The following is a 20272-nucleotide window of genomic DNA, read 5'->3' on the forward strand; positions in this document are numbered from 1 at the left end:
CAGCGACTCTATTCTAAGGGGCTGGAATTTCCGATGGGCGGGGGGATTTCATGGATATTTTTTGGCCAGGCGGGCGAGCGGGTACGCCGAAGGCCCCGGTCCGCGGGACCGGGGCCTTCGGAAGCCGAAGCAGCGTGATCAGATGTTCACGCCGTGCGAGCGCAGGTAGGCGACGGGGTCGATGTCCGAGCCGTAGTCGGGGCTGGTGCGGGCCTCGAAGTGCAGATGCGGGCCGGTCACATTACCCGTGGCGCCGGACAGGCCGATCTGCTGGCCGGGGGTGACCGTCTGGCCGACGGAGACGCCGATGGACGACAGGTGGCCGTACTGGGTGTAGGTGCCGTCGTTCATCTTGATCACGATGTTGTTGCCGTACGCGCCGCCCCAGCCGGCCTCGACCACGGTGCCGGAGCCGACGGAGTGCACCGAGGTGCCGGACGCGGCGTGGAAGTCCACGCCGGTGTGGCTGCCCGAGGACCACAGGCCGCTGGACGCCTGGTAGCCGGTGGAGAGGTACGAGCCGGGGATCGGCGACACGAACGTGTTCAGCCGCTTGCGCTCGGCCTCGCGCGCCGCGCGCTCCTTGGCCTCGCGCTCCTGCTTGGCCTTCTTGGCGGCCGCCTCGGCCTTCCGCTTCGCCTCGGCCGCCTGCCGCGCGGCCTCCTTGCGGGCCGCGGCCTCGGCCTGCGCCTTGGCGGCGGCCTCCTCGGCGACGCTCTGCTGGGTCTGCGCCTGGGCCGCGACCTGGTCGGCGAGTTCATCGCCCATGGCGACCGCCTGGCGCAACCCGGTGTCCTCGAAGCCCCGCGGGTCGTCCGATGCCGCGAGGGCCGGGGCGGCGAAGCCGGCGACCACGCCGGAGGCGGCCAGCGTGGCTATGCCCGCGAGGTTGGCGCCGGAACGGGTGGGGCGGGGGGCCCGACTGGGGCGGCGGTGCTTCCCGGTGGTACGGGTGAACGCCATGGTCCGGCGCACTCCTTTCCTTCCCTCTCGCCTACCGGGTTAGCTGACGGGTTCGGAGCAGGAAGGTCTCCTACGGGCCCCTCCCCCTCGCGGGCAAGGCGTCCGATTCACCCCTGGGGATCACCCGTCCGGCGCCGCGGGCGGCGTCGGGCGAGGCTGGTTCCCCGGCTCCCCTGGCTCGCGCCGTACGGGGACTCGGCGATGGTTGTCCGTGCCGCGGGTGCGGCGTGTCTCGGTCGGACAACCGGACTGACGCTAAGCGTGACCGCATTCGATCACCAAACGGTTCCGCCTTTTTGTTGGTTTCCCCACAGACACCACCGACCAGACGGGCAACCTCTGCTATAAAGCGGGCGAAACGACGCGTGAAGTGACGGCAAAAAGGCCCCTGGCGCCTGAAACGGCGCCAGGGGCCTTGCCACAGCTCTCTGTTGGGCCCTGACCCGGGCCCACTCGCGCGGCCGGGCGGGTCAGCCCTGGATGACGCGCACCTCGCCGATGCCGAGCGCCTTGACCGGCTCCTCGATCGTCGAGGCGTCACCGACGAGCACCGTGACCAGCCGGTCGGGCGGGAAGGCGCTCACCACCGCGGCGGTTGCCTCCACCGTCCCGGTCTCCGCGAGGCGCGCGTACAACTGCGCCTGGAAGTCGTCCGGCAGGTGCTGCTCGACCTGGTCGGCGAGCGTGCCCGCGACGGCGGCCGCCGTCTCGTACTTCAGCGGGGCCACCCCGACGAGGTTCTGCACGGCGACATCGCGCTCGGCGTCCGTGAGGCCCTCCTCCTTCAGCGTGCCCAGCACCTTCCACAGGTCCTCCAGGGCGGGGCCGGTGACCTCGGTGGCCACCGAGCCGCTGATGGCCAGCATCGCGGCGCCCGTGGTCCCTCCGGAGGCGTCCGGGGCCGCGGAGCGGAGCACCTGGCCGAAGGCGCGCACGCCGTACGTGTAGCCCTTCTCCTCGCGCAGCACCCGGTCGAGCCGGGAGGTGAGGGTGCCGCCCAGGCAGTAGGTGCCGAGCACCTGGGCGGGCCAGACCCGGTCGTGGCGGTCGGCGCCGATCCGCCCGATGAGCAGCTGGGTCTGCACCGCGCCCGGCCGGTCGACGATGATCACCCGGCCGGTGTCGTCGGCGGTGATCGGCGGCATGGCGCGGGACTCGGCGGCGCCGCCCGTCCAGGCGCCGAGGGACTCGGCCAGCGCCTTGTCGAGGTCGACGCCGGCGAGGTCGCCGACGACCACGGCGGTCGCGGTGGAGGGGCGGACATGCGCCTCGTAGAAGGCCCGCACGGCCGCGGCGTCGATTCCCTCGACGGTCTCCTTGGTGCCCTGGCGCGGCCGGGACATCCGGGTCTCGGCCGGGAAGAGCGCCTTGGACAGCGCCATCGAGGCGCGCCGGGCCGGGTTGGCCAGCTCGTGCGGGATCTCGTCGAGGCGGTTGCGCACCAGCCGCTCCACCTCGCCCTCGGGGAAGGCGGGCGCGCGCAGCGCGTCGGCCAGCAGGCCGAGCGCCTTGGGCAGCCGGGAGACGGGGACCTCGAGCGACACCCGGACGCCGGGGTGGTCGGCGTATGCGTCCAGGGTGGCGCCGCAGCGCTCCAGCTCGGCGGCGAACTCCTCGGCGGTGTGCTTGTCGGTGCCCTCGGACAGGGCGCGGGCCATGATCGTGGCGATGCCGTCGAGCCCGGCCGGCTCGGCGTCCAGCGGGGCGGCGAGGTTGATCTCCACGGCGACGACCTGCTGGCCGGGGCGGTGACAGCGCAGCACGGTCAGCCCGTTGGACAGCTCGGCGCGCTCGGGGGCCGGGAAGGCCCACGGCTTGGCGGCCCCCGCCTGCGGCTGGGGGTGGAAGGTCATGGTGGTGACGGCGTCGCTCACTGGGCCGACTCCCCTTCTGCGTCGTTGTCGTCGGCTGCTGCGTCCTTGTCGCCGTCGGCGGCGTCGGCCTCGGCCTCGGCCTGCTCGGCGCCTTGGACCGGCTCGTAGACCAGCACCGCGCGGTTGTCGGGGCGCAGCCTGGCCTGGGCCACGGCCCGCACCTCCTCGGCCGTCACCTGCAGGACGCGCCCCACGGCGGTCAGCGCCAGCTGCGGGTCACCGAACAGCACGGCGAAGCGGCACAGCTCGTCGGCCCGCCCGCCGACCGTGGCCAGCCGGTCCAGCCACTCGCGCTCCAGCTGGGCCTGAGCGCGCTCCATCTCCTCCGGGGTCGGCCCCTCCTCGGCGAACCGGGCCAGCTCCTCGTCGACGGCGGCCTCGATGTCGGGGACCTCCACGCCGCCGGAGGTCTTCACGTCCAGCCAGCCGAGCGAGGGGGCGCCCGACAGCCGCAGCAGGCCGAAGCCCGCGGCCACGGCCGTACGGTCCCGGCGCACCAGGCGGTTGTGCAGGCGGGAGGACTCCCCGCCGCCCAGGATGGTCAGCGCCAGGTCGGCGGCGTCGGCCTCACGGGTGCCGTCGTGCGGCAGCCGGTAGGCGGCCATCAGGGCGCGGGCCGGGACCTCCTCCTCGACGACCTCGCGCAGCTGTCCGCCGATCACCTCCGGCAGGGTGCCGTCGCGGGGCGGGCGCTTGCCGTCGTGGGAGGGAATGGTGCCGAAGTACTTCTCGATCCAGGCCAGGGTCTGCTCGGGGTCGATATCGCCAACGACCGCCAGCACGGCGTTGTTCGGCGCGTAGTACGTGCGGAAGAACTCGCGGGCGTCCTCCAGGGAGGCCGCGTCCAGGTCGGCCATCGAGCCGATCGGGGTGTGGTGGTACGGGTGGCCCTCGGGGTAGGCCATGGCGACCAGGCGCTCGAAGGCCGTGCCGTACGGCACGTTGTCGTAGCGCTGGCGGCGCTCGTTCTTGACGACGTCGCGCTGGTTCTCCAGGCTCTCCTCGTCCAGCGCGGTCAGCAGCGACCCCATGCGGTCCGCCTCGAGCCACAGCGCCAGCTCCACCTGGTGGGCCGGCATCGTCTCGAAGTAGTTGGTCCGCTCAAAGCTGGTCGTCCCGTTCAGCGAGCCGCCGGCGCCCTGCACCAGCTCGAAGTGGCCGTTGCCCGTGACCTGCGCCGAGCCCTGGAACATCAAGTGCTCGAAAAGGTGAGCCAGGCCCGTACGCCCCTTGACTTCGTGGCGCGAGCCTACGTCGTACCACAGGCAGACCGCCGCGACCGGGGTCAGGTGGTCTTGGGAGAGCACCACCCGCAGGCCGTTGGCCAGCCGGTGCTCGGTCGCTGTCAGGCCGCCGGAGCCGGCTTGTTCCGTGGCCGTGTGACCCATGGGCATGTACGTCCCTTCGATCGCGGGATGGAGCGCGTGCGAGCCGCTTGAAGTGCGGTCCTGTCACTGTATGCAAGCGCACGGACATCTGGCGAAGTTCCCGCCGGGGAATCTCTCGAGGCGGGCGTTTGTCCATGTTGTCCGCGGTCGTCGGCGGTCGGTTCCACACTTGTCGGTGGCCCGGTCCACAATGGTCGGCGTCAGATCCCGCCTCGGCAGTTGAAGGAGCCGCAAGCGCGATGGCCCGCCGCAGCACAAAGACCCCTCCGCCGGACGATGTCGAGGAGCGCATCCTCGACATCGACGTCGTCGACGAGATGCAGGGCTCCTTCCTCGAGTACGCGTACTCGGTCATCTACTCGCGCGCCCTGCCCGACGCCCGGGACGGCCTCAAGCCGGTGCACCGGCGCATCCTCTACCAGATGAACGAGATGGGCCTGCGGCCCGAGCGCGGCTTCGTCAAGTGCGCCCGGGTCGTCGGCGAGGTCATGGGCAAGCTGCACCCGCACGGCGACGCGTCGATCTACGACGCGCTGGTGCGCATGGCCCAGCCCTTCTCGATGCGGGTCCCCCTGGTCGACGGCCACGGCAACTTCGGCTCCCTGGGGAACGACGACCCGCCCGCGGCGATGCGCTACACCGAGTGCCGCATGGCCTCGGCGACCTCGCTGATGACCGAGTCGATCGACGAGGACACCGTCGACTTCGCCCCGAACTACGACGGCAGCGAGCAGGAGCCGCTGGCCCTGCCTGCCGCCTATCCCAACCTGCTGGTCAACGGCTCCTCCGGGATCGCGGTCGGCATGGCGACCAACATGCCCCCGCACAACCTGGGCGAGGTGATCGCCGCCGCCCGCCATCTGATCAGACACCCGAGCGCGGACCTGGACACACTGATGCGGTTCGTGCCGGGCCCGGACCTGCCGACCGGCGGCCGGGTCGTGGGCCTGGGCGGCGTCCGGGACGCGTACGAGAAGGGGCGCGGCACCTTCAAGATCCGCGCCACGGTCTCCGTGGAGAACGTGACGGCGCGCCGCAAGGGCCTGGTCGTCACCGAACTTCCCTTCACGGTCGGCCCCGAGAAGGTCATCTCGAAGATCAAGGACCTGGTCGGCGCGAAGAAGCTGCTGGGCATCGCGGACGTCAAGGACCTCACCGACCGCGAGCACGGCCTGCGTCTGGTCATCGAGATCAAGAACGGCTTCAACCCGGAGGCCGTGCTGGAGCAGCTCTACAAGCTGACGCCGATGGAGGAGTCCTTCGGCATCAACAATGTCGCGCTGGTGGACGGCCAGCCGCTGACGCTGGGGCTCAAGGAGCTGCTGGAGGTCTACCTCGACCACCGCTTCGATGTGGTGCGGCGGCGCAGCGAGTTCCGGCGCGGCAAGCGGCGGGACCGGCTGCACCTGGTCGAGGGTCTGCTGGTCGCCCTGCTCGACATCGACGAGGTCATCCGCATCATCCGCTCCAGCGAGAACGCGGCGCAGGCGAAGGAGTCCCTGATCGCCCGCTTCGAGCTCTCGGAGGTCCAGACGCAGTACATCCTGGACACCCCGCTGCGCCGACTGACCAAGTTCGACCGGATCGAGCTGGAGTCGGAGCGCGACCGTCTCAAGGCGGAGATCGAGGAGCTGACCCGGATCCTGGACTCGGACGCCGAGCTGCGCAAGCTGGTATCGGCGGAACTGGCCCAGGTGGCCAAGAAGTTCGCCACACCGCGGCGCACGGTGCTGCAGGAGTCGGCGGACGCCCCGGTGACCGCGGTGCCGCTGGAGGTCGCGGACGACCCGTGCCGGGTTCTGCTGTCCTCCACCGGCCTGCTGGCCCGCACGGCCAACGGTGAGCCGTTCCCGGGCGAGGAACAGGTCAAGCGCGCCAAGCACGATGTGATCCTCTCCGCGGTCCCGGCCACGGCCCGCGGGGACCTGGGGGCCGTGACCTCGACCGGGCGGCTGCTGCGGCTCGCCGTGGTCGATCTGCCGATACTCCCCGAGACGGCCGGGGCGCCGAACCTGGCGGGCGGGGCACCGATCGCGGAGTTCCTGTCGCTGGAGGAGGGCGAGGAGCTGGTCTGCCTCACCACACTCGACGAGTCCTCACCGGGGCTCGCGATCGGCACGGAGCAGGGCGTCGTCAAGCGCGTGGTCCCCGACTATCCCGCCAACAAGGACGAGTTGGAGGTCATCGGCCTCAAGGAGGGCGACCGCATCGTCGGAGCGGTGGAGCTGCGCACGGGCGAGGAGGACCTGGTCTTCATCACCGATGACGCGCAACTGCTGCGCTATCCGGCGAGCCAGGTGCGGCCGCAGGGGCGCCCGGCGGGCGGCATGGCAGGCATCAAGCTGGGCTCGGGCGCGAAGGTGATCTCGTTCACGGCCGTCGACCCGGCGGCCGACGCCGTGGTGTTCACGGTCGCCGGCGCACGCGGCACCCTCGACGACTCGGTGCAGCAGTCGGCCAAGGTCACCCCGTTCGACCAGTACCCACGCAAGGGCCGGGCCACCGGCGGGGTGCGCTGCCAGCGGTTCCTGAAGGGCGAGGACTGCCTGGTCCTGGCCTGGGCGGGCGCGACACCGGCCCGCGCGGCCACCGCGACCGGCACCGCAACATCGCTGCCGGAGACCGACCCGCGCCGCGACGGCTCGGGGGTGCCGCTCGCCAAGGCGGTGGCGGTGGTGGCCGGGCCGGTGTAGCGGGCCGCCCCGGTGCAGCGGCCGAAGCGGCCGGGCCGTCGTCGTCGTGCGTACGGGCCCGGCCGCTTCGGCCGTTCAGCGGGACGCCGTTCTGCGGGCGAGCAGGTCCCGTAGGGCCTTGACGATGTCGGCGGGGGCCTCCTCGGCCATGAAGTGGCCGCAGGTGACGGTCGTGTGCCGCAGATCGTCCGCCCACTCCCGCCACAGCGCGGCGGCGTCGAAGCCGAGGGCGGCGCCCCAGTCCTGCTGGATCACGGTGACCGGCATCCGCAGCCGGCGTCCGGCGGCCCGGTCGGCCCGATCGTGGTCGACGTCGATGCCTGCGGAGGCGCGGTAGTCGGCGACGATCGAGGGCACCGCCTCCCGGCAGGCGTCCAGGTACGCGGCGCGGACATCGGCCGGGAGGGCCTGCGGGTCACCCGCCCACAGGTCGAGGAAGTGGCCGAAGAAGAGATCAGGGGCGGCGGCGATCATCCGCTCGGGCAGGCCGGGGGGCTGGGCCATCAGATAGAGGTGGAAGCCCACGGCGCCGGTGGTGCCGTGCAGCGCCTCCCACGTGTCCAGGGTCGGGAGCACATCCAGGCAGGCCAGGTGGGTGACGGCCGCCGGGTGGTCCAGGGCGGCGCGGAAGGCGACCAGGGCGCCGCGGTCGTGCCCGGCCAGAGCAAACCGTGTGTGCCCCAGCGCGCGGGCCAGGGCGACGATGTCGGCGGCCATGGCGCGCTTGGCGTAGGCGGTGCCGTCGGGGTCGGCGGGCTTGTCGCTGGCACCGTAGCCGCGCAGGTCGGGGCAGATCACGGTGTGGTCGGCCGCGAGGTCGGCGGCGACGTGCCGCCACATCAGGTGGGTCTGCGGAAAGCCGTGCAGCAGCACGATCGGGGTGCCCGAGCCGCCGACGGCCGCGTGGAGGGACACGCCGTCGGCGACGGGGACACGGTGGTGGGCGAAGCCGGGGAAGGCAGGCGGCATGGTTCCGCCCCTTTCAGGGGGTGTTCGAAGTGATCAGAAGTGGTCGGACGTCGTCAGCCTGCCGGGCGCGGATGAGCACCGGATGAGCGCGCTACCGTGACCAGGGGCGCTGCCCCGGGAAGGGTGGTCTGACGTGCGGTTCCTGTTCGGCGTGCTGGGTACGGTGGCGGCCTGGGACGGGGCCGGGGAGGCGATCGCCTTGAAGGGGCCACGTCACCGGGCGGTGCTGGCCCGGCTGATCGTCGCCCGCCGCCGCGTGGTCCCGGTCCGCCGCCTGGCCGAGGACCTGTGGCCGGAGCCGCCCGCCGACGCGGTGGGCGCGATCCGCACCTTCGTGGCCGCGCTGCGGCGCACCATGGAACCGGAGCGCCCGCCCCGCGCCCCGGCCCGCCTGCTGGTCACCGAGGGGCCGGGGTACGCGCTGCGCGCCGACCCGGGCGCGGTGGACGCCTGGAGCTTCGAGCGAGCGGTGGCCGCCGCCGCGGCACTGCCGCCCGAGGGCGCGCTCGCACGGCTGGACGAGGCGCTGGAGTGGTGGCGCGGGCCCGCCTACGCGGAGTTCGCCGACGAGCCGTGGACCCGCGCGGAGCGCTCGCGCCTCGCGGAGCTGCGGCTGCACGCCGTCGAGCGGCAGGCCGAGGCCCGGCTCGCGCTGGACCTGGCCGCCGAGGCGGCGGCGGACCTGGACGCGCATGTGACCGAGCACCCCTGGCGCGAGGACGCCTGGCGGCTGCTGGCCCTGGCGCTGTACCGCTCCGGCCGCCAGGGCGACGCGCTGGCGGTCCTGCGCCGGGCGCGCACGCTCCTGGCCGAGCAGTTGGGGGTGGATCCGGGCCCGCGGCTGCGCGGCCTGGAGACGGACATCCTCGGCCAGGCCGCCCACCTCGACCCCGGCCCGGCGGCCGGGGCGGCGGGCCGGGTGTGGGCGCGTACGGCGGCCGCCTACAACCGCACCGTGCCCTCCGGCGCCCGGGCACGTCTGGAGTCGACGGTGGGCCTGCTGCGCAGTCTCGCGGTGACCGGCGGCAGCGGCCTCCAGACGGCCCGCCGCCACCGCGTGGCGGCCATCACCGCGGCCGAGGAGCTCGGCGACGCGGAACTGACCGCCCGCGTGATCGGCGCGTACGACGTCCCGGCCATCTGGACGCGGCTGGACGACCCGGAGCAGGCCGCGCGGGTCGTGACGGCGGCCGAGCGCGCCCTGGCCGCCCTGCCGCCCGGCCGGCACGAGGCGGCCCGGGCCCGGCTGCTTGCCACGATCGCCCTGGAGTCGCGCGGCACCCGCGTGGCGCGCGGGCCGCAGGCCGCCCGGCAGGCGGAGGAGATCGCCCGCCGCCTGGACGATCCCGCGCTGCTGGCGTTCGCCCTCAACGCCACGTTCATGCAGACCTTCCACCGCGCCGGTCTGGCGCCGCGCCGGGACGGCATCGGCGCGGAGCTGATCGCCCTGTCCGTCCGGCACGGCCTGACCACCTTCGAGGTCCTGGGCCACCTCATCCGGCTCCAGGCCCGCGGCGCCCTGGCGGACTTCGCCGGGGCCGACCGCCACGCGAGCGCCGCGGACCGCCTGGCCGAGCACCATGAGCTGCCGCTGGTCGGCGTGTTCACCCAGTGGTACGCCGCGCTACGACTTGCCGCGACCGCCCCCGCGGAGGCGCCCGGGGCCGCGGAGGCGGCCGAGGCCGTCTACCGGGATGCCGCCGCGCGGCTGGACGGCGCCGGCATGCCCGGGCTGGAGCGCGGTCTGCTGCCGCTCGCGCTGCTCTGCCTGCGCACGCGGCACGCGCGGCCGGCCCAGGCCGCCCAGGCAGACGAGCACGGCGGCTGGGGACCGTACGAGCCCTGGGCCCGCCCCCTGGTGCTGCTGGCCCGAGGCCGCCGCGACGAGGCCGCGGCGGCGCTGCGCGAGACTCCGGACCCGCCCCGCGACCTGCTGTTCGAGGCCCTGTGGTGCCTGACCGCCCGGGCGGCCGTCGCGGTCGGCGACCGGGAGACGGTGGAGCGCGCCCACCGCGAGCTCACCCCCGCGGCGGCGGAGCTGGCCGGGGCGGGCAGCGGCCTGCTCACCCTGGGGCCGGTCTCGACGTACCTGGGCGAACTCGCCACGGCGCTGCGCAACACCGGCCGACGCTCACGCTGAGCCGTTCCGTGCCCCGGTCGACCGGGTGGGCGCCATCGCCTGCACCACCAGAGGCGCGCCTTCGGAGGTCCAAGGTCAAAAGAGAGGTTAGGCTTACCTTCGTGAGCACGTGCGCGACCGCCTCCCGCGACCTGTCCGAGCCGCTCGCCGGGACGGCGACCACCGCCACCACCTGGCTTCTGCTCGAACAGCCCGGCCCTTGGGGTGCCGAGGCCCTGACCGCCAGCCACCTGGCCCAGGCCGTCGGCCGCGCGCTGGAGCGCGCCACCAAGGACACCGGCGTCCGCGTCGCGCTGATCCGCCGCCCCGGCCGGCACGCCGACTGCCACACCCACCCGCAGCAGCGTGTCTTCGTCGCGCACACCCGCCCGGGCCGCTCCTGGATCCGTACGACCACGCTCACCGAGCCGGAGCGGCTGCTCGCCCTCGACTTCGCCGCTCTGGGCGCGGGCGACCCGAGCGGTCTGCGCCCCGCCGCCGCGGGCCCCGGCCAGACGTGGGAGAAGTACACGGGCGACCCCTTGATCCTCGTGTGCACCAACGGCAAACGCGACCGCTGCTGCGCCCTCCTCGGCCGGCCGCTGGCCGCCGAGCTCACCGCCTCCGGGGCGCGCGGCACCTGGGAAGTCACCCACATCGGCGGCCACCGCTTCTCGCCGACGCTCATGGTGCTGCCGCACGGATACGCCTACGGGCGGGCCACCGCACAGTCCGTGCGGGGCGTCCTGGACGCGCTGCGCAAGGGCAGGATCGTCACCGAGGGCTGCCGCGGCCGGTCCACCTGGGAGCGCCCAGCCCAGGCCGCCGAGCTGGCGATCCGCGAGCTGAGCGGCGAGGCGGGGGCCGACGCGCTGACCGTGCTGCGGACCGAGGGCGCCGCCCCCGCCTGGACCGTCACCGTCGGGCACACCGACGGCCGACGGTGGCGGGTCGGCGTCGTCCAGGTCGCCGCCGCGCCGCCGCGCCCGGAGAGCTGCGGGTCGGCTCTGGGCTCCCCGGCCCGCATGGACGTCATCGGCGTACGGGCGGTGCGCGCCGCGCGGCCCACGCCGACCGTCGCCGCCGCGGCACCGGTTTAGGCGCAAAGAGCCGGTTTAGGCGCAAAGAGGGGCCGGGGCCTGCCGCCGCGCCGCGGACCCGTGCTTGGTTACCCTCCTTGCCATGAGCGCCGCGACACCCCGGGGGCCGCGTGCCGAGGCCCCGAGGTGGCGCATCGGCTGGCCCCGACGTGTTTTCTCCCAGGTGCTGCTGATGCAGCTGACCATCGCCACGGGCGTCATCGTGCTCGCGACCGGCCTCTTCCTGGCCCGGCTCGGCTCCCAGCTGGACGACCAGGCCATGCGCCGCGCGCTCGCCATCGCCCAGACCACGGCCTCCACCCCGGAGCTCTCCGACACGCTCGAACGCACCCGCCCCACCCCCGACGGCCCGGTCCAGGCCCGGGCGGAGCGGATCCGCCGGGCGACCGGCGCCGAGTATGTCGTGATCATGGACAGGCGGGGCGTGCGCTGGTCCCACACCTCTTCCGAGGAGATCGGCCGGCATGTCTCCACCGACCCCAGCGACGCACTCGCCGGCCGGGACGTCATGGAGATCGACAACGGCACGCTCGGCCGCTCGGCCCGCGGCAAGGTCCCGCTGCGCGACAAGGACGGCCGCATCGTCGGCGCCGTTTCGGTCGGCATCTCGTACCAGAGCGTGCGCGACCGGCTCATCGGCGCGGTGCCGGGGCTGCTCGCGTACGCGGGCGGCACGCTCGCGGTGGGCGCCGTGGCGGCGTACGTGGTCGCCCGCAGGCTTCGGCGCCGCACTCACGACCTGGCCTTCTCCGATATCTCCGCGCTGCTCGCCGAGCGCGAGGCCATGCTGCACGGCATCCGCGAGGGGGTTCTGGCCCTGGACGCGCGCGGCCGCATCCGCCTGGTCAACGACGAGGCGCAGCGGCTCCTGGACCTGCGCGCCGAGGCCACCGGGCGGCCGCTGGACGAGGTGCTGCCGCCGGGCCGTACCACCGATGTGCTCGCCGGGCGGGTCACGGGATCCGACCTGCTGACCGTCAGCGGCGGGCGGGTGCTGGTCGCCAACCGGATGCCGACGGACGACGGCGGGGCCGTGGCCACCCTGCGCGACCGCACCGAGCTGGAGCGGCTGGGCCGCGAGCTGGACGGCACCCGGGGGCTGATCGACGCGCTGCGCGCGCAGGATCATGAGCACGCCAACCATCTGCACACCCTCCTCGGACTGCTGGAGCTCGAGCTGTACGAGGAGGCGGTGGAGTTCGTCACCGAGGCGGTCGGGGTGCACCGGGCCACCGCCGAGCAGGTCACCGAGCGCGTCCACGACCCCCTGCTGGCCGCCCTGCTGGTCGGCAAGGCCACGGTCTCCGCCGAGCGCGGCGTCCCGCTGCGCATCGCCCCAGGGACGCTGCTGCCGAATCTGCTGGTGGACCCGCCCGGCCTGGTCACGATCGTCGGCAACCTCATCGACAACGCGCTGGACGCGGCAGCCGGGACGGCCGATCCGCTGGTCGAGGTGGAACTGTCGGCCGACGACACCACGGTGGTGCTGCGGGTCTCCGACAGCGGGCCCGGTATCCCGGCCGACCGGCGCGACGTCGTCTTCGCCGAGGGCTGGTCGACCAAGGAGCCGCCCGCGCACCGCAAGCGCGGCATCGGCCTGGCACTGGTGCGCCGCCTCGCCGAGCGGCAGGGCGGCAGCGTATGCGTGACCGACCGGGACGGCGGGGGCGCGGAGTTCACGGTGGTGCTGCCCGAGGCGCTGGCCGAGGAGCCGAGCGGGGCCCGGCTGAGCGCGACAGGAGAGCCGCGATGACGGAGGTACGGAGGTGACGGACGTGAACAGCGCGGGCGGCGCGAGCGGCGCCATCAGCGCGATCGAGGTGCTGGTCGTGGACGACGATGTGCGCGTGGCCCGGGTCAACGCGGCGTATGTGGAGAAGGTGCCCGGCTTCCGCGTCGCGGGACAGGCGCACACGGCCGCCGAGGCGCTGGCCTTCCTGGACCGCGCCAAGGTCGACCTGGTGCTGCTCGACCACTATCTGCCGGACGAGACGGGCCTCGCGCTGGTGCGGCGGCTGCGCGAGCGCGGCCACCACACCGACATCATCATGGTGACCGCCGCCCGCGATATCGCGACCGTGCAGGAGGCGATGCGCCACGGCGCGCTGCAGTACCTGGTCAAGCCCTTCACCTTCGCCGGGCTGCGCGCCAAGCTGCAGGGCTATGCGGCGCTGCGCCGCGCCCTGGAGGGCGGCGGCGAGGCCGGGCAGGATCAGGTCGATCGGATCTTCAGCGCCCTGGGCGGCGCCTCGGCCGGCCCGGCGGAGCTGCCCAAGGGCCACTCCGCGCTCACGGCCGGCCTGGTGCGGGAGGTGCTGCGGGGCGCCGAGGGCCCGCTGTCGGCGCAGGAGGTCGCCGAGCGGTCCTCGCTCAGCCGGCAGACCGCCCAGCGCTATCTCAAGCTCCTGGAGCGCACGGGCCGGGTCCGGCTCAGCCTGAAGTACGGCGAGACGGGGCGCCCGGAACACCGCTACGTATGGGTGTGAGGCACCCGCGTACGGGTCCCCGTACGGGCCCGAGGACAGCCGTACGGGGCCTCGCCGGGTGTCGGCAGCCCCGTCAGGCCGCTCCCGCCCCCGTGAGGGCCCGCACCTCCGTCTCCGCGTGCTTGGCGGCGTGCCCGGTGGCGTCCGCGCCCTGGGGTGAGGTGACCGTGCCGAGCCAGCCGGCGAGAAAGCCGAGGGGCACGGAGACAAGGCCCGGGTTGTCCAGCGGGAAGACATGGAAGTCCACCCCCGGGAAGATCGCCTCCGGGCCGCCGGACACCACCGGAGAGAGCACCACCAGCACGACCGCCGGGAGCAGCCCGCCGTAGACGGCCCACACCGCGCCGCGCGTAGTGAACCGCCGCCAGAAGAGCGAATACAGCAGCACCGGGAGGTTCGCCGAGGCGGCGACCGCGAACGCGAGCCCGACCAGGAAGGCCACATTGAGGTCCTGGGCGAGCAGCCCGAGGCCGATGGCGGCCGCCCCGATCCCGACGGCCGCGATCCGCGCGACCGCGACCTCGCTGCGCGGCGTGCGGTCCGCGCGGCGGCTCAGCGAGGCGTACAGGTCGTGGGCGACCGAGGCGGAGGAGGCCAGGGTGATCCCGGCGACCACGGCGAGGATGGTGGCGAACGCGACGGCGGCGACCGAGGCGAACAGCACCGTCCCGCCGGTGGATCCGGCGCCCCCGCCGAGGTCCAGCGCGAGCAGCGGCACGGCGGTGTTCCCGGCCGGGTTGGCGGTCCGTACGGTGTCGCTGCCCAGCACGGCGGCGGCGCCGAAGCCGAGCACGATGGTCATCAGGTAGAAGCCGCCGATCAGCCCGATGGACCAGATGACCGAACGGCGGGCGGCCCGGGCGGTGGGCACGGTGTAGAAGCGCGAGAGGATGTGCGGCAGCCCGGCGGTGCCGAGGACGAGGGCGAGTCCGAGGCTGATGAAGTCCAGCCGCGCGGTCCAGCCGCCGCCGTACTTCAAGCCCGGGGCGAGGAAGTCCCCGCCGTGTCCGCTGTGCCGCGCCGCCGCGCTGAGCAGCGCGTCCACATCGCCGTGGAAGCGGACCAGGACGAGGGCGGTGAGCGTGGCCGCCCCGGCCATCAGCAGCATCGCCTTGACGATCTGGATCCAGGTCGTGGCGCGCATGCCGCCGAGCGCCACGAAGATCACCATCAGCGTGCCCACGCCGATGACCGTCCAGGCGCGGGCGCGCGGGCCGGTCTCGCCGATCAGCAGAGCGATCAGGCTGCCCGCCCCGACCATCTGGGCGACGAGGTAAAGCACGCATACGGTGACGGAGGAGACGCCCGCGGCGATCCGGACCGGAGGCTCGCCCATCCGGGCGGCGAGCACGTCGGCGAGGGTGAACCGGCCGCAGTTGCGGACCAGTTCGGCGACTAAGAGCAGCACGACCAGCCAGGCGACGAAGAAGCCGACGCAGTACAGCACGCCGTCGTAGCCGAAGAGCGCAATGAGGCCGGAGATGCCGAGGAAGGAGGCGGCAGACATGTAGTCGCCCGCGATGGCGAAGCCGTTCTCCATGGGCGAGAACAACCGCCCGCCCGCGTAGAACTCCTCCGGGGAGCCGTGCCGCCGACGGCCCGCCCAGGTGGTGATGGCGAGGGTGGCGGCGATGAACAAGCCGAAGAGCAGCAGCGCCAGGCCCTGCTGATTTCCCGTCACCGGCCGTGCCCTCGCATCATCTCCTGCGTCACCCAGCGGAGCTCCAGCGCGACCCGGTCCCGGCGCAGCCGGGCATGGCGGGCATACGCCCAGGTCAGCAGGAAGGTGGTGGCGAACTGGGCGAGCCCGGCGAGCATCGCGACATTGAGCGCGCCGACGACGGGGCGGGCCATCAGACCGGGCGCGGTGGTCGCCGCGACGACATACGCGAGGTACCACAGGAGGAAGACGGCGGCCGCGGGGAAGACGAAGCGGCGGTAGCGTCTGCGCACTTCCTGGAAGGCCGCGCTGCCGTGCACCTCGGTGTAGACGTCCGCGGCGGCGGGCCGACGCGCGCGCCGGGGTCCGCCGCCGGTCTCGTCCTCGCCCCAGCCGGAGGCGACCGTGTCGTACCAGGGATCGCCCAGCCGGACCGCCCCGGCGTCGCGCGCGTTGTGCTGCATGTCCACCCGAACACTCCTTGCTTCACTGCCGCATTGGCCGCGTGCCAAGGATGGACGGAGCGGGAGGCCCCGGGCCCCTCAATACCGGACGTTCACCCCATCAGGTGACTGAGGTGACGAACATCCCGGAACCGGGACCGTATTACGGGCCGAGTTCGGGGCCGGGCGGCCGCGCGATCCCGTTCCGGTAGGCATAGCGCACGGCCTGGGCGCGGTCGCGCACCCCCGCCTTGGCGAAGAGGTTGTTGATGTGGGTCTTCACGGTCGCCGGGCCGATGTGCAGCCGACGCGCGATCTCCGCGTTGGACAACCCCTCGGCGACCAGCGTCAGGACCTCCGCCTCGCGGGGCGTGAGCCCGTCGGGCAGCGGGCCCGGCACGGCCCCTGGCCCGGCCTTCGCGGCCGTATCGCCGGCGGCGCCCGCCCCGCCCACGGCGCCGGCGGTGTCTGCGGTGCTTTGAACCAGTCGCTCCAGCAGCCTGCGCTGCACCTTCGGCGACAGCCCGGCCTGCCCCGACATCACGTCCTCGATGGCGCGGGCGATCTCCTCCGCGTCGGCGTCCTTGGTCACATAGCCGCGGGCGCCCGCCTGCAGGGCGGGGAAGAGCCACTCGTCGTCGGCGTAGGTGGTCACCACCACGACCTGGGTCGCGGGGTGCTCGGCACGGATGCGCCGGGTCGCCTCGACGCCGTCACAGCGGGGCATCCGCAGATCCATCAGCGCCACGTCCGGGGAGACCTCGGCGACCAGCCGCAGCGCCTCCTCCCCGTCGCCCGCCGAGCCGACGACCTCGATGCCGGGCAGCAGCCCCAGCAGCAACACGATGCCCTCACGCACCATGATCTGGTCATCGACGACCAGCACGCGCACCACCCGTGAGCCGACGGCCCCGCGCCCTTCGCTCATTGTCCGTGTCCCCCTGTATCTCCCCGTGTCTCCCTCATGCCGACGTCACGCCGGGACACGCAGGCGCACCACGAAGCCCCCCTCGGCGGGCCCCGCCTCCAGCGTGCCGCCGAGGAGTTCGGCGCGCTCCCGCATTCCCCGCAGACCGTATCCGGCCCCGGTCGCCACCGGGCCGCCGGAGGGCGTCTCGCGGGCCCCGCCGTCCCGTATCTCGAGGAGCACCTCGTCCGCCCGGTAGACGAACCGCATCGCCACCCGGGCACCCGGCGCGTGCTTGCGGACGTTGGTCAGCGCCTCCTGCGCGACCCTCCGGACCGCGAGCCCCGACTCGGCGGCCAGCTCGCGCGGCTCGCCCTCCGTCTCGAACCGCGCGCCCTCGGTCGCGGCGGACTCCCGCAGGAAGTCCTCGACCGGGGCCATCTCGCCGCGCAGCGCGTACAACGCCTGGCGGGTCTCGGCCAGGCCGTGGCGCGCCATCCTGCGGGCCGCCACCACCCGCTCCAGCACCATGGCCCGGTCCTCCCCGCGCTCGACCAACAGCCTGGCCGCCTCCAGGTGCACCAGCTGGGCGGAGAGGCTGTGCGCCAGCACGTCGTGGATCTCCCGGGCGATCCGGGCCCGCTCGGCGAGCGCGGCGCTCTGCGCCTCGGCGCGGCGCGCCGCCCGCTCCTGCTCGAGCAGCCGGTAGCCGGTGCCGCGCGCCTCCTCGTCCAGCCGCAGCGTATAGCCGACGAGCAGGAAGCCGACGCCGGTGGCCAGACCGGCCGCCAGGCTGTGGTCGCCGAAGAACGCGAACGAGCCGGAGGCCATGATCCCGGCGGGCAGACCGGCCATCAGCGGCAGCCGCTCCATCGAGACGATCACGCCGACGATCCACGCCGCGGTCGCCGGGGTGTCGGCTCCCACGGCCAAGAGCGCCGCCCCCGCCGCGAGCAGCAGGGCGAGCAGGGCAAGGGCGGGGCCCAGCCGGTGGTCGACGGTGACGCGGCGGAACGCGTACACCGTGGCCGCGCATCCCGCGACGGCGGCGAGCAGGACGATCCGCGCCCACCTGGGGAAGGCATCGTCACGGAGCACGTCCCAGAGCAACAGACACGCCCCGAAGATCCACATACCCGTGTTGATCATCAGCCGGATCGGGGGCACGCCCTGGCGCGTGAGCGCCTGCCGCGAGGGCCACTGGGTCCATCGGCTCATCGGCCCTCCTGGCTCCGGCCCGGATCCGGCCTGGATCCGGTCGCTCACGACGCTACGGAACGCCCCCTGCCGCGCAAATCGCCCCTGAGGCGGACCCCGGGATGGAAAATGCCTCTCCACCCTGGGGTGGAGAGGCACCCGGGCACTGCTGGCCGGGATACTTCAGGCGTCGATGCGCGACCGGTCCAAGGTCGCCGCCGAGTTGGTGATGAACTCCTTACGGGGCGCGACCTCATTGCCCATGAGCAGGTCGAATACCTGCTCGGCGGCCTCCAGGTCGCTGATGTTGATCCGCCGCAGGGTGCGGTGGCGCGGGTCCATCGTCGTCTCCGCGAGCTGGTCGGCATCCATCTCGCCCAGGCCCTTGTAGCGCTGGATGCCGTCCTTGTAGCGCACGCCCCGGCGCTGGAGGTCCAGCAGCGTCTCCTGGAGCTCCTGGTCGGAGTAGGTGTAGACGTACTTGTCCTGCCCCCGCTTGGGGTTGACCAGCTCGACCCGGTGCAGGGGCGGCACGGCCGAGAAGACCCGCCCCTGCTCGACCATCGGCCGCATATAGCGCTGGAAGAGGGTGAGCAGCAGGATGCGGATGTGGGCGCCGTCGACATCGGCGTCGGCGAGGAAGATCACCTTGCCGTAGCGCGCCTGGTCGATGTCGAACGTCCGGCCCGAGCCGGCACCTATGACCTGGATGATCGATCCGCACTCGGCGTTCTTGAGCATGTCGGAGACCGACGCCTTCTGAACGTTCAGAATCTTGCCGCGGATCGGCAGCAGCGCCTGGAACTCGGAGTTCCGAGCGAGCTTGGCCGTGCCGAGCGCCGAGTCGCCCTCGACGATGAACAGCTCGCTGCGGTCCACGTCATCGCTACGGCAGTCGGCCAGCTTCGCGGGCAGCGAGGAGGACTCCAGCGCGGTCTTGCGGCGCTGCGCCTCCTTGTGCTGACGGGCCGCGATGCGGGTGCGGGCGGCCGCCACGATCTTCTCCAGCACCGCACGGGCCTGCTGCTTGGCGTCCCGCTTGGTGGAGGTGAGAAACGCCTTGAGCTCCTTGGCGACCACGTTCGCCACGATCCGGGAGGCCGCGGAGGTGCCCAGCACCTCCTTGGTCTGCCCCTCGAACTGCGGCTCTGCCAGCCGCACGGTCACGACCGCGGTGAGGCCCTCCACGGCGTCGTCCTTGACGACGTCGTCCTCGGCGACGCGCAGCAGCTTGGCGGCGCGCAGCACCTCGTTGACCGTCTTGGTCACCGAGCGCTCGAAGCCGGTGACGTGGGTGCCGCCCTTCGGGGTGGCGATGATGTTGACGAAGGACTTTACGGTGGCGTCGTAGCCGGTGCCCCAGCGCAGCGCGATGTCGACGCCGAGCTCACGCGTCACCTCGGTCGGCGTCATATGGCCGCGCTCGTCCAGGACCGGCACGGTCTCCTTGAAGGTGCCCTGCCCGGACAGCCGCAGCACGTCACAGACGGCCTTGTCCTGCGCCAGGTACTCGCAGAACTCGCTGATGCCGCCGTCGAACCGGAAGGTCTCCTCCGACGGGCCGTCGGCGCCGTCCCGGCCCTCGGCGGTCCGCTCGTCCCGGACGATCAACGTCAGACCCGGCACCAGGAAGGCCGTCTGGCGGGCACGGGCGTACAGCGTCTCCAGGGAGAGCCTGGCGTCCTTGAGGAAGATCTGCCGGTCCGCCCAGTAACGGGTGCGGGTGCCGGTGCGGGTCTTGGGGACCCGCTTGCCCTTGAGGAGGCCGCTCGACGGGTCGAAGGGGGCCTCGGAGCCCGATTCGGTGAAGATGCCGGGGACACCGCGCCGGAAGCTGATCGAGTGGGTCTTGCCGTCCCGGTCCACCTCCACGTCGAGCCGGGAGGACAGCGCGTTCACCACGGAGGCGCCGACGCCGTGCAGACCGCCGGAGGCCGCGTACGAGCCGCCGCCGAACTTGCCGCCCGCGTGCAGCTTGGTCATCACGACCTCGACGCCCGACAGGCCGGTCTTGGGCTCGACGTCGACCGGGATCCCGCGGCCGTTGTCCCGCACCTCGACCGAGCCGTCGTCGTGCAGGATCACCTCGATGTGGTCGCAGTAGCCACCGAGCGCCTCGTCGACGGAGTTGTCGATGATCTCCCAGAGGCAGTGCATGAGACCGCGGCTGTCCGTGGAGCCGATGTACATGCCAGGGCGCTTGCGTACCGCTTCGAGCCCCTCCAGGACGAGCAGGTGCCGCGCGGTGTAGTTGGAGCCGCCCCGGTCTGCTCCGGTCAGCAGCGCAGTGGACGGCACGGACGTGTCGGCGGTCACGCGGTTCGCTCCTCGCTGAATTTCTTCTTGGCCCCACTGGGGGCCTACTTGGTGGCAGGGTCGCCCGTCAGAGCGTACCGAGGCTTGATAGAGCCTTTGTGCCGCCACCCATGAGAACGTCCATGCTAGTCCAGACTCCTTGACTTTCGCTCGTACG

14 protein-coding genes and 1 riboswitch are annotated in these 20272 nt (G+C 73.1%); of the genes, 5 read left to right on the forward strand and 9 right to left on the reverse strand.

Features of this window, described 5'->3' with window-relative positions:
• Positions 1–138: 138 nt before the first annotated feature.
• From PV419_RS32540 to PV419_RS32550, 3 genes are all read right to left on the reverse strand, one after another.
• Positions 139–963, reverse strand: coding sequence for a M23 family metallopeptidase (locus PV419_RS32540; RefSeq protein ID WP_319695066.1), 825 nt, complete (start codon positions 961–963; stop codon positions 139–141).
• Between the two features lie 13 nt (positions 964–976).
• Positions 977–1174, reverse strand: a riboswitch (cyclic di-AMP (ydaO/yuaA leader).
• A 259-nt stretch (positions 1175–1433) separates the two neighbouring features.
• Entirely contained in the window at positions 1434–2816 is a 1383-nt protein-coding gene (locus PV419_RS32545; protein WP_319695140.1) for a pitrilysin family protein, read from the reverse strand.
• Positions 2817–2833: 17 nt separating this feature from the next.
• Positions 2834–4231 (reverse strand): pitrilysin family protein, encoded by a 1398-nt coding sequence (locus tag PV419_RS32550; protein ID WP_319695068.1) that lies wholly within the window; start codon positions 4229–4231, stop codon positions 2834–2836.
• 233 nt (positions 4232–4464) lie between these two features.
• Here PV419_RS32550 and PV419_RS32555 point away from each other — a divergent pair, with 233 nt between their 5' ends.
• The gene (locus PV419_RS32555) at positions 4465–6918 is read left to right on the forward strand and encodes a DNA topoisomerase IV subunit A (RefSeq protein WP_319695070.1); all 2454 of its coding nucleotides are present in this window, start codon (positions 4465–4467) and stop codon (positions 6916–6918) included.
• Positions 6919–6993: 75 nt separating this feature from the next.
• On the opposite strand, the gene PV419_RS32560 is transcribed toward PV419_RS32555, so the two are convergent.
• On the reverse strand, positions 6994–7887 hold the full coding sequence (locus PV419_RS32560) for an alpha/beta hydrolase (protein ID WP_319695072.1): 894 nt from the start codon (positions 7885–7887) through the stop codon (positions 6994–6996).
• Between the two features lie 133 nt (positions 7888–8020).
• Here PV419_RS32560 and PV419_RS32565 point away from each other — a divergent pair, with 133 nt between their 5' ends.
• The 4 genes from PV419_RS32565 (at position 8021) to PV419_RS32580 (ending at position 13592) form a co-directional block, all read left to right on the forward strand.
• Positions 8021–10027 (forward strand): BTAD domain-containing putative transcriptional regulator, encoded by a 2007-nt coding sequence (locus PV419_RS32565; protein ID WP_319695074.1) that lies wholly within the window; start codon positions 8021–8023, stop codon positions 10025–10027.
• Positions 10028–10128: 101 nt separating this feature from the next.
• Positions 10129–11106: a sucrase ferredoxin gene (locus PV419_RS32570; RefSeq protein WP_319695076.1), complete on the forward strand. Its 978-nt coding sequence runs from the start codon at positions 10129–10131 to the stop codon at positions 11104–11106.
• Between the two features lie 82 nt (positions 11107–11188).
• Entirely contained in the window at positions 11189–12859 is a 1671-nt protein-coding gene (locus PV419_RS32575; protein WP_319695078.1) for a sensor histidine kinase, read from the forward strand.
• A gap of 13 nt (positions 12860–12872) precedes the next feature.
• On the forward strand, positions 12873–13592 hold the full coding sequence (locus PV419_RS32580; RefSeq protein ID WP_319695079.1) for a response regulator: 720 nt from the start codon (positions 12873–12875) through the stop codon (positions 13590–13592).
• Positions 13593–13665: 73 nt separating this feature from the next.
• Here PV419_RS32580 and PV419_RS32585 read toward each other — a convergent pair whose 3' ends face one another.
• The 5 genes from PV419_RS32585 to PV419_RS32605 form a co-directional block, all read right to left on the reverse strand.
• Positions 13666–15273 carry a cation acetate symporter gene (locus tag PV419_RS32585; RefSeq protein WP_319695080.1) on the reverse strand — a complete coding sequence of 536 codons (1608 nt, stop codon included), beginning with the start codon at positions 15271–15273 and terminating at the stop codon, positions 13666–13668.
• Entirely contained in the window at positions 15270–15716 is a 447-nt protein-coding gene (locus PV419_RS32590) for a DUF485 domain-containing protein (protein WP_319695142.1), read from the reverse strand. Before PV419_RS32590 ends, PV419_RS32585 begins: the two co-directional genes overlap by 4 nt.
• Positions 15717–15858: 142 nt before the next feature.
• A complete protein-coding gene (locus tag PV419_RS32595) occupies positions 15859–16623 on the reverse strand; it encodes a response regulator transcription factor (protein WP_319695082.1) in 765 nt (254 codons plus the stop codon).
• A gap of 45 nt (positions 16624–16668) precedes the next feature.
• Complete coding sequence (locus PV419_RS32600; RefSeq protein ID WP_319695084.1) at positions 16669–17820, reverse strand: sensor histidine kinase; 1152 nt, start codon at positions 17818–17820, stop codon at positions 16669–16671.
• Between the two features lie 162 nt (positions 17821–17982).
• Positions 17983–20115: a DNA topoisomerase IV subunit B gene (locus PV419_RS32605; protein ID WP_319695086.1), complete on the reverse strand. Its 2133-nt coding sequence runs from the start codon at positions 20113–20115 to the stop codon at positions 17983–17985.
• Between the last annotated feature and the right edge of the window lie 157 nt (positions 20116–20272).

The sequence above is a fragment of the Streptomyces sp. ME19-01-6 genome (genome assembly GCF_033793745.1).
Classification (GTDB): domain Bacteria; phylum Actinomycetota; class Actinomycetes; order Streptomycetales; family Streptomycetaceae; genus Streptomyces.

Coding starts and splice junctions, on each gene's coding strand:
- PV419_RS32540 (WP_319695066.1), bottom strand. CDS start 963: ATGGCGTTCACCCGTACCACCGGGAAGCACCGCCGCCCCAGTCGGGCC.
- PV419_RS32545 (WP_319695140.1), bottom strand. CDS start 2,816: ATGACCTTCCACCCCCAGCCGCAGGCGGGGGCCGCCAAGCCGTGGGCC.
- PV419_RS32550 (WP_319695068.1), bottom strand. CDS start 4,231: ATGCCCATGGGTCACACGGCCACGGAACAAGCCGGCTCCGGCGGCCTG.
- PV419_RS32555 (WP_319695070.1), top strand. CDS start 4,465: ATGGCCCGCCGCAGCACAAAGACCCCTCCGCCGGACGATGTCGAGGAG.
- PV419_RS32560 (WP_319695072.1), bottom strand. CDS start 7,887: ATGCCGCCTGCCTTCCCCGGCTTCGCCCACCACCGTGTCCCCGTCGCC.
- PV419_RS32575 (WP_319695078.1), top strand. CDS start 11,189: ATGAGCGCCGCGACACCCCGGGGGCCGCGTGCCGAGGCCCCGAGGTGG.
- PV419_RS32590 (WP_319695142.1), bottom strand. CDS start 15,716: ATGCAGCACAACGCGCGCGACGCCGGGGCGGTCCGGCTGGGCGATCCC.
- PV419_RS32595 (WP_319695082.1), bottom strand. CDS start 16,623: ATGAGCGAAGGGCGCGGGGCCGTCGGCTCACGGGTGGTGCGCGTGCTG.
- PV419_RS32600 (WP_319695084.1), bottom strand. CDS start 17,820: ATGAGCCGATGGACCCAGTGGCCCTCGCGGCAGGCGCTCACGCGCCAG.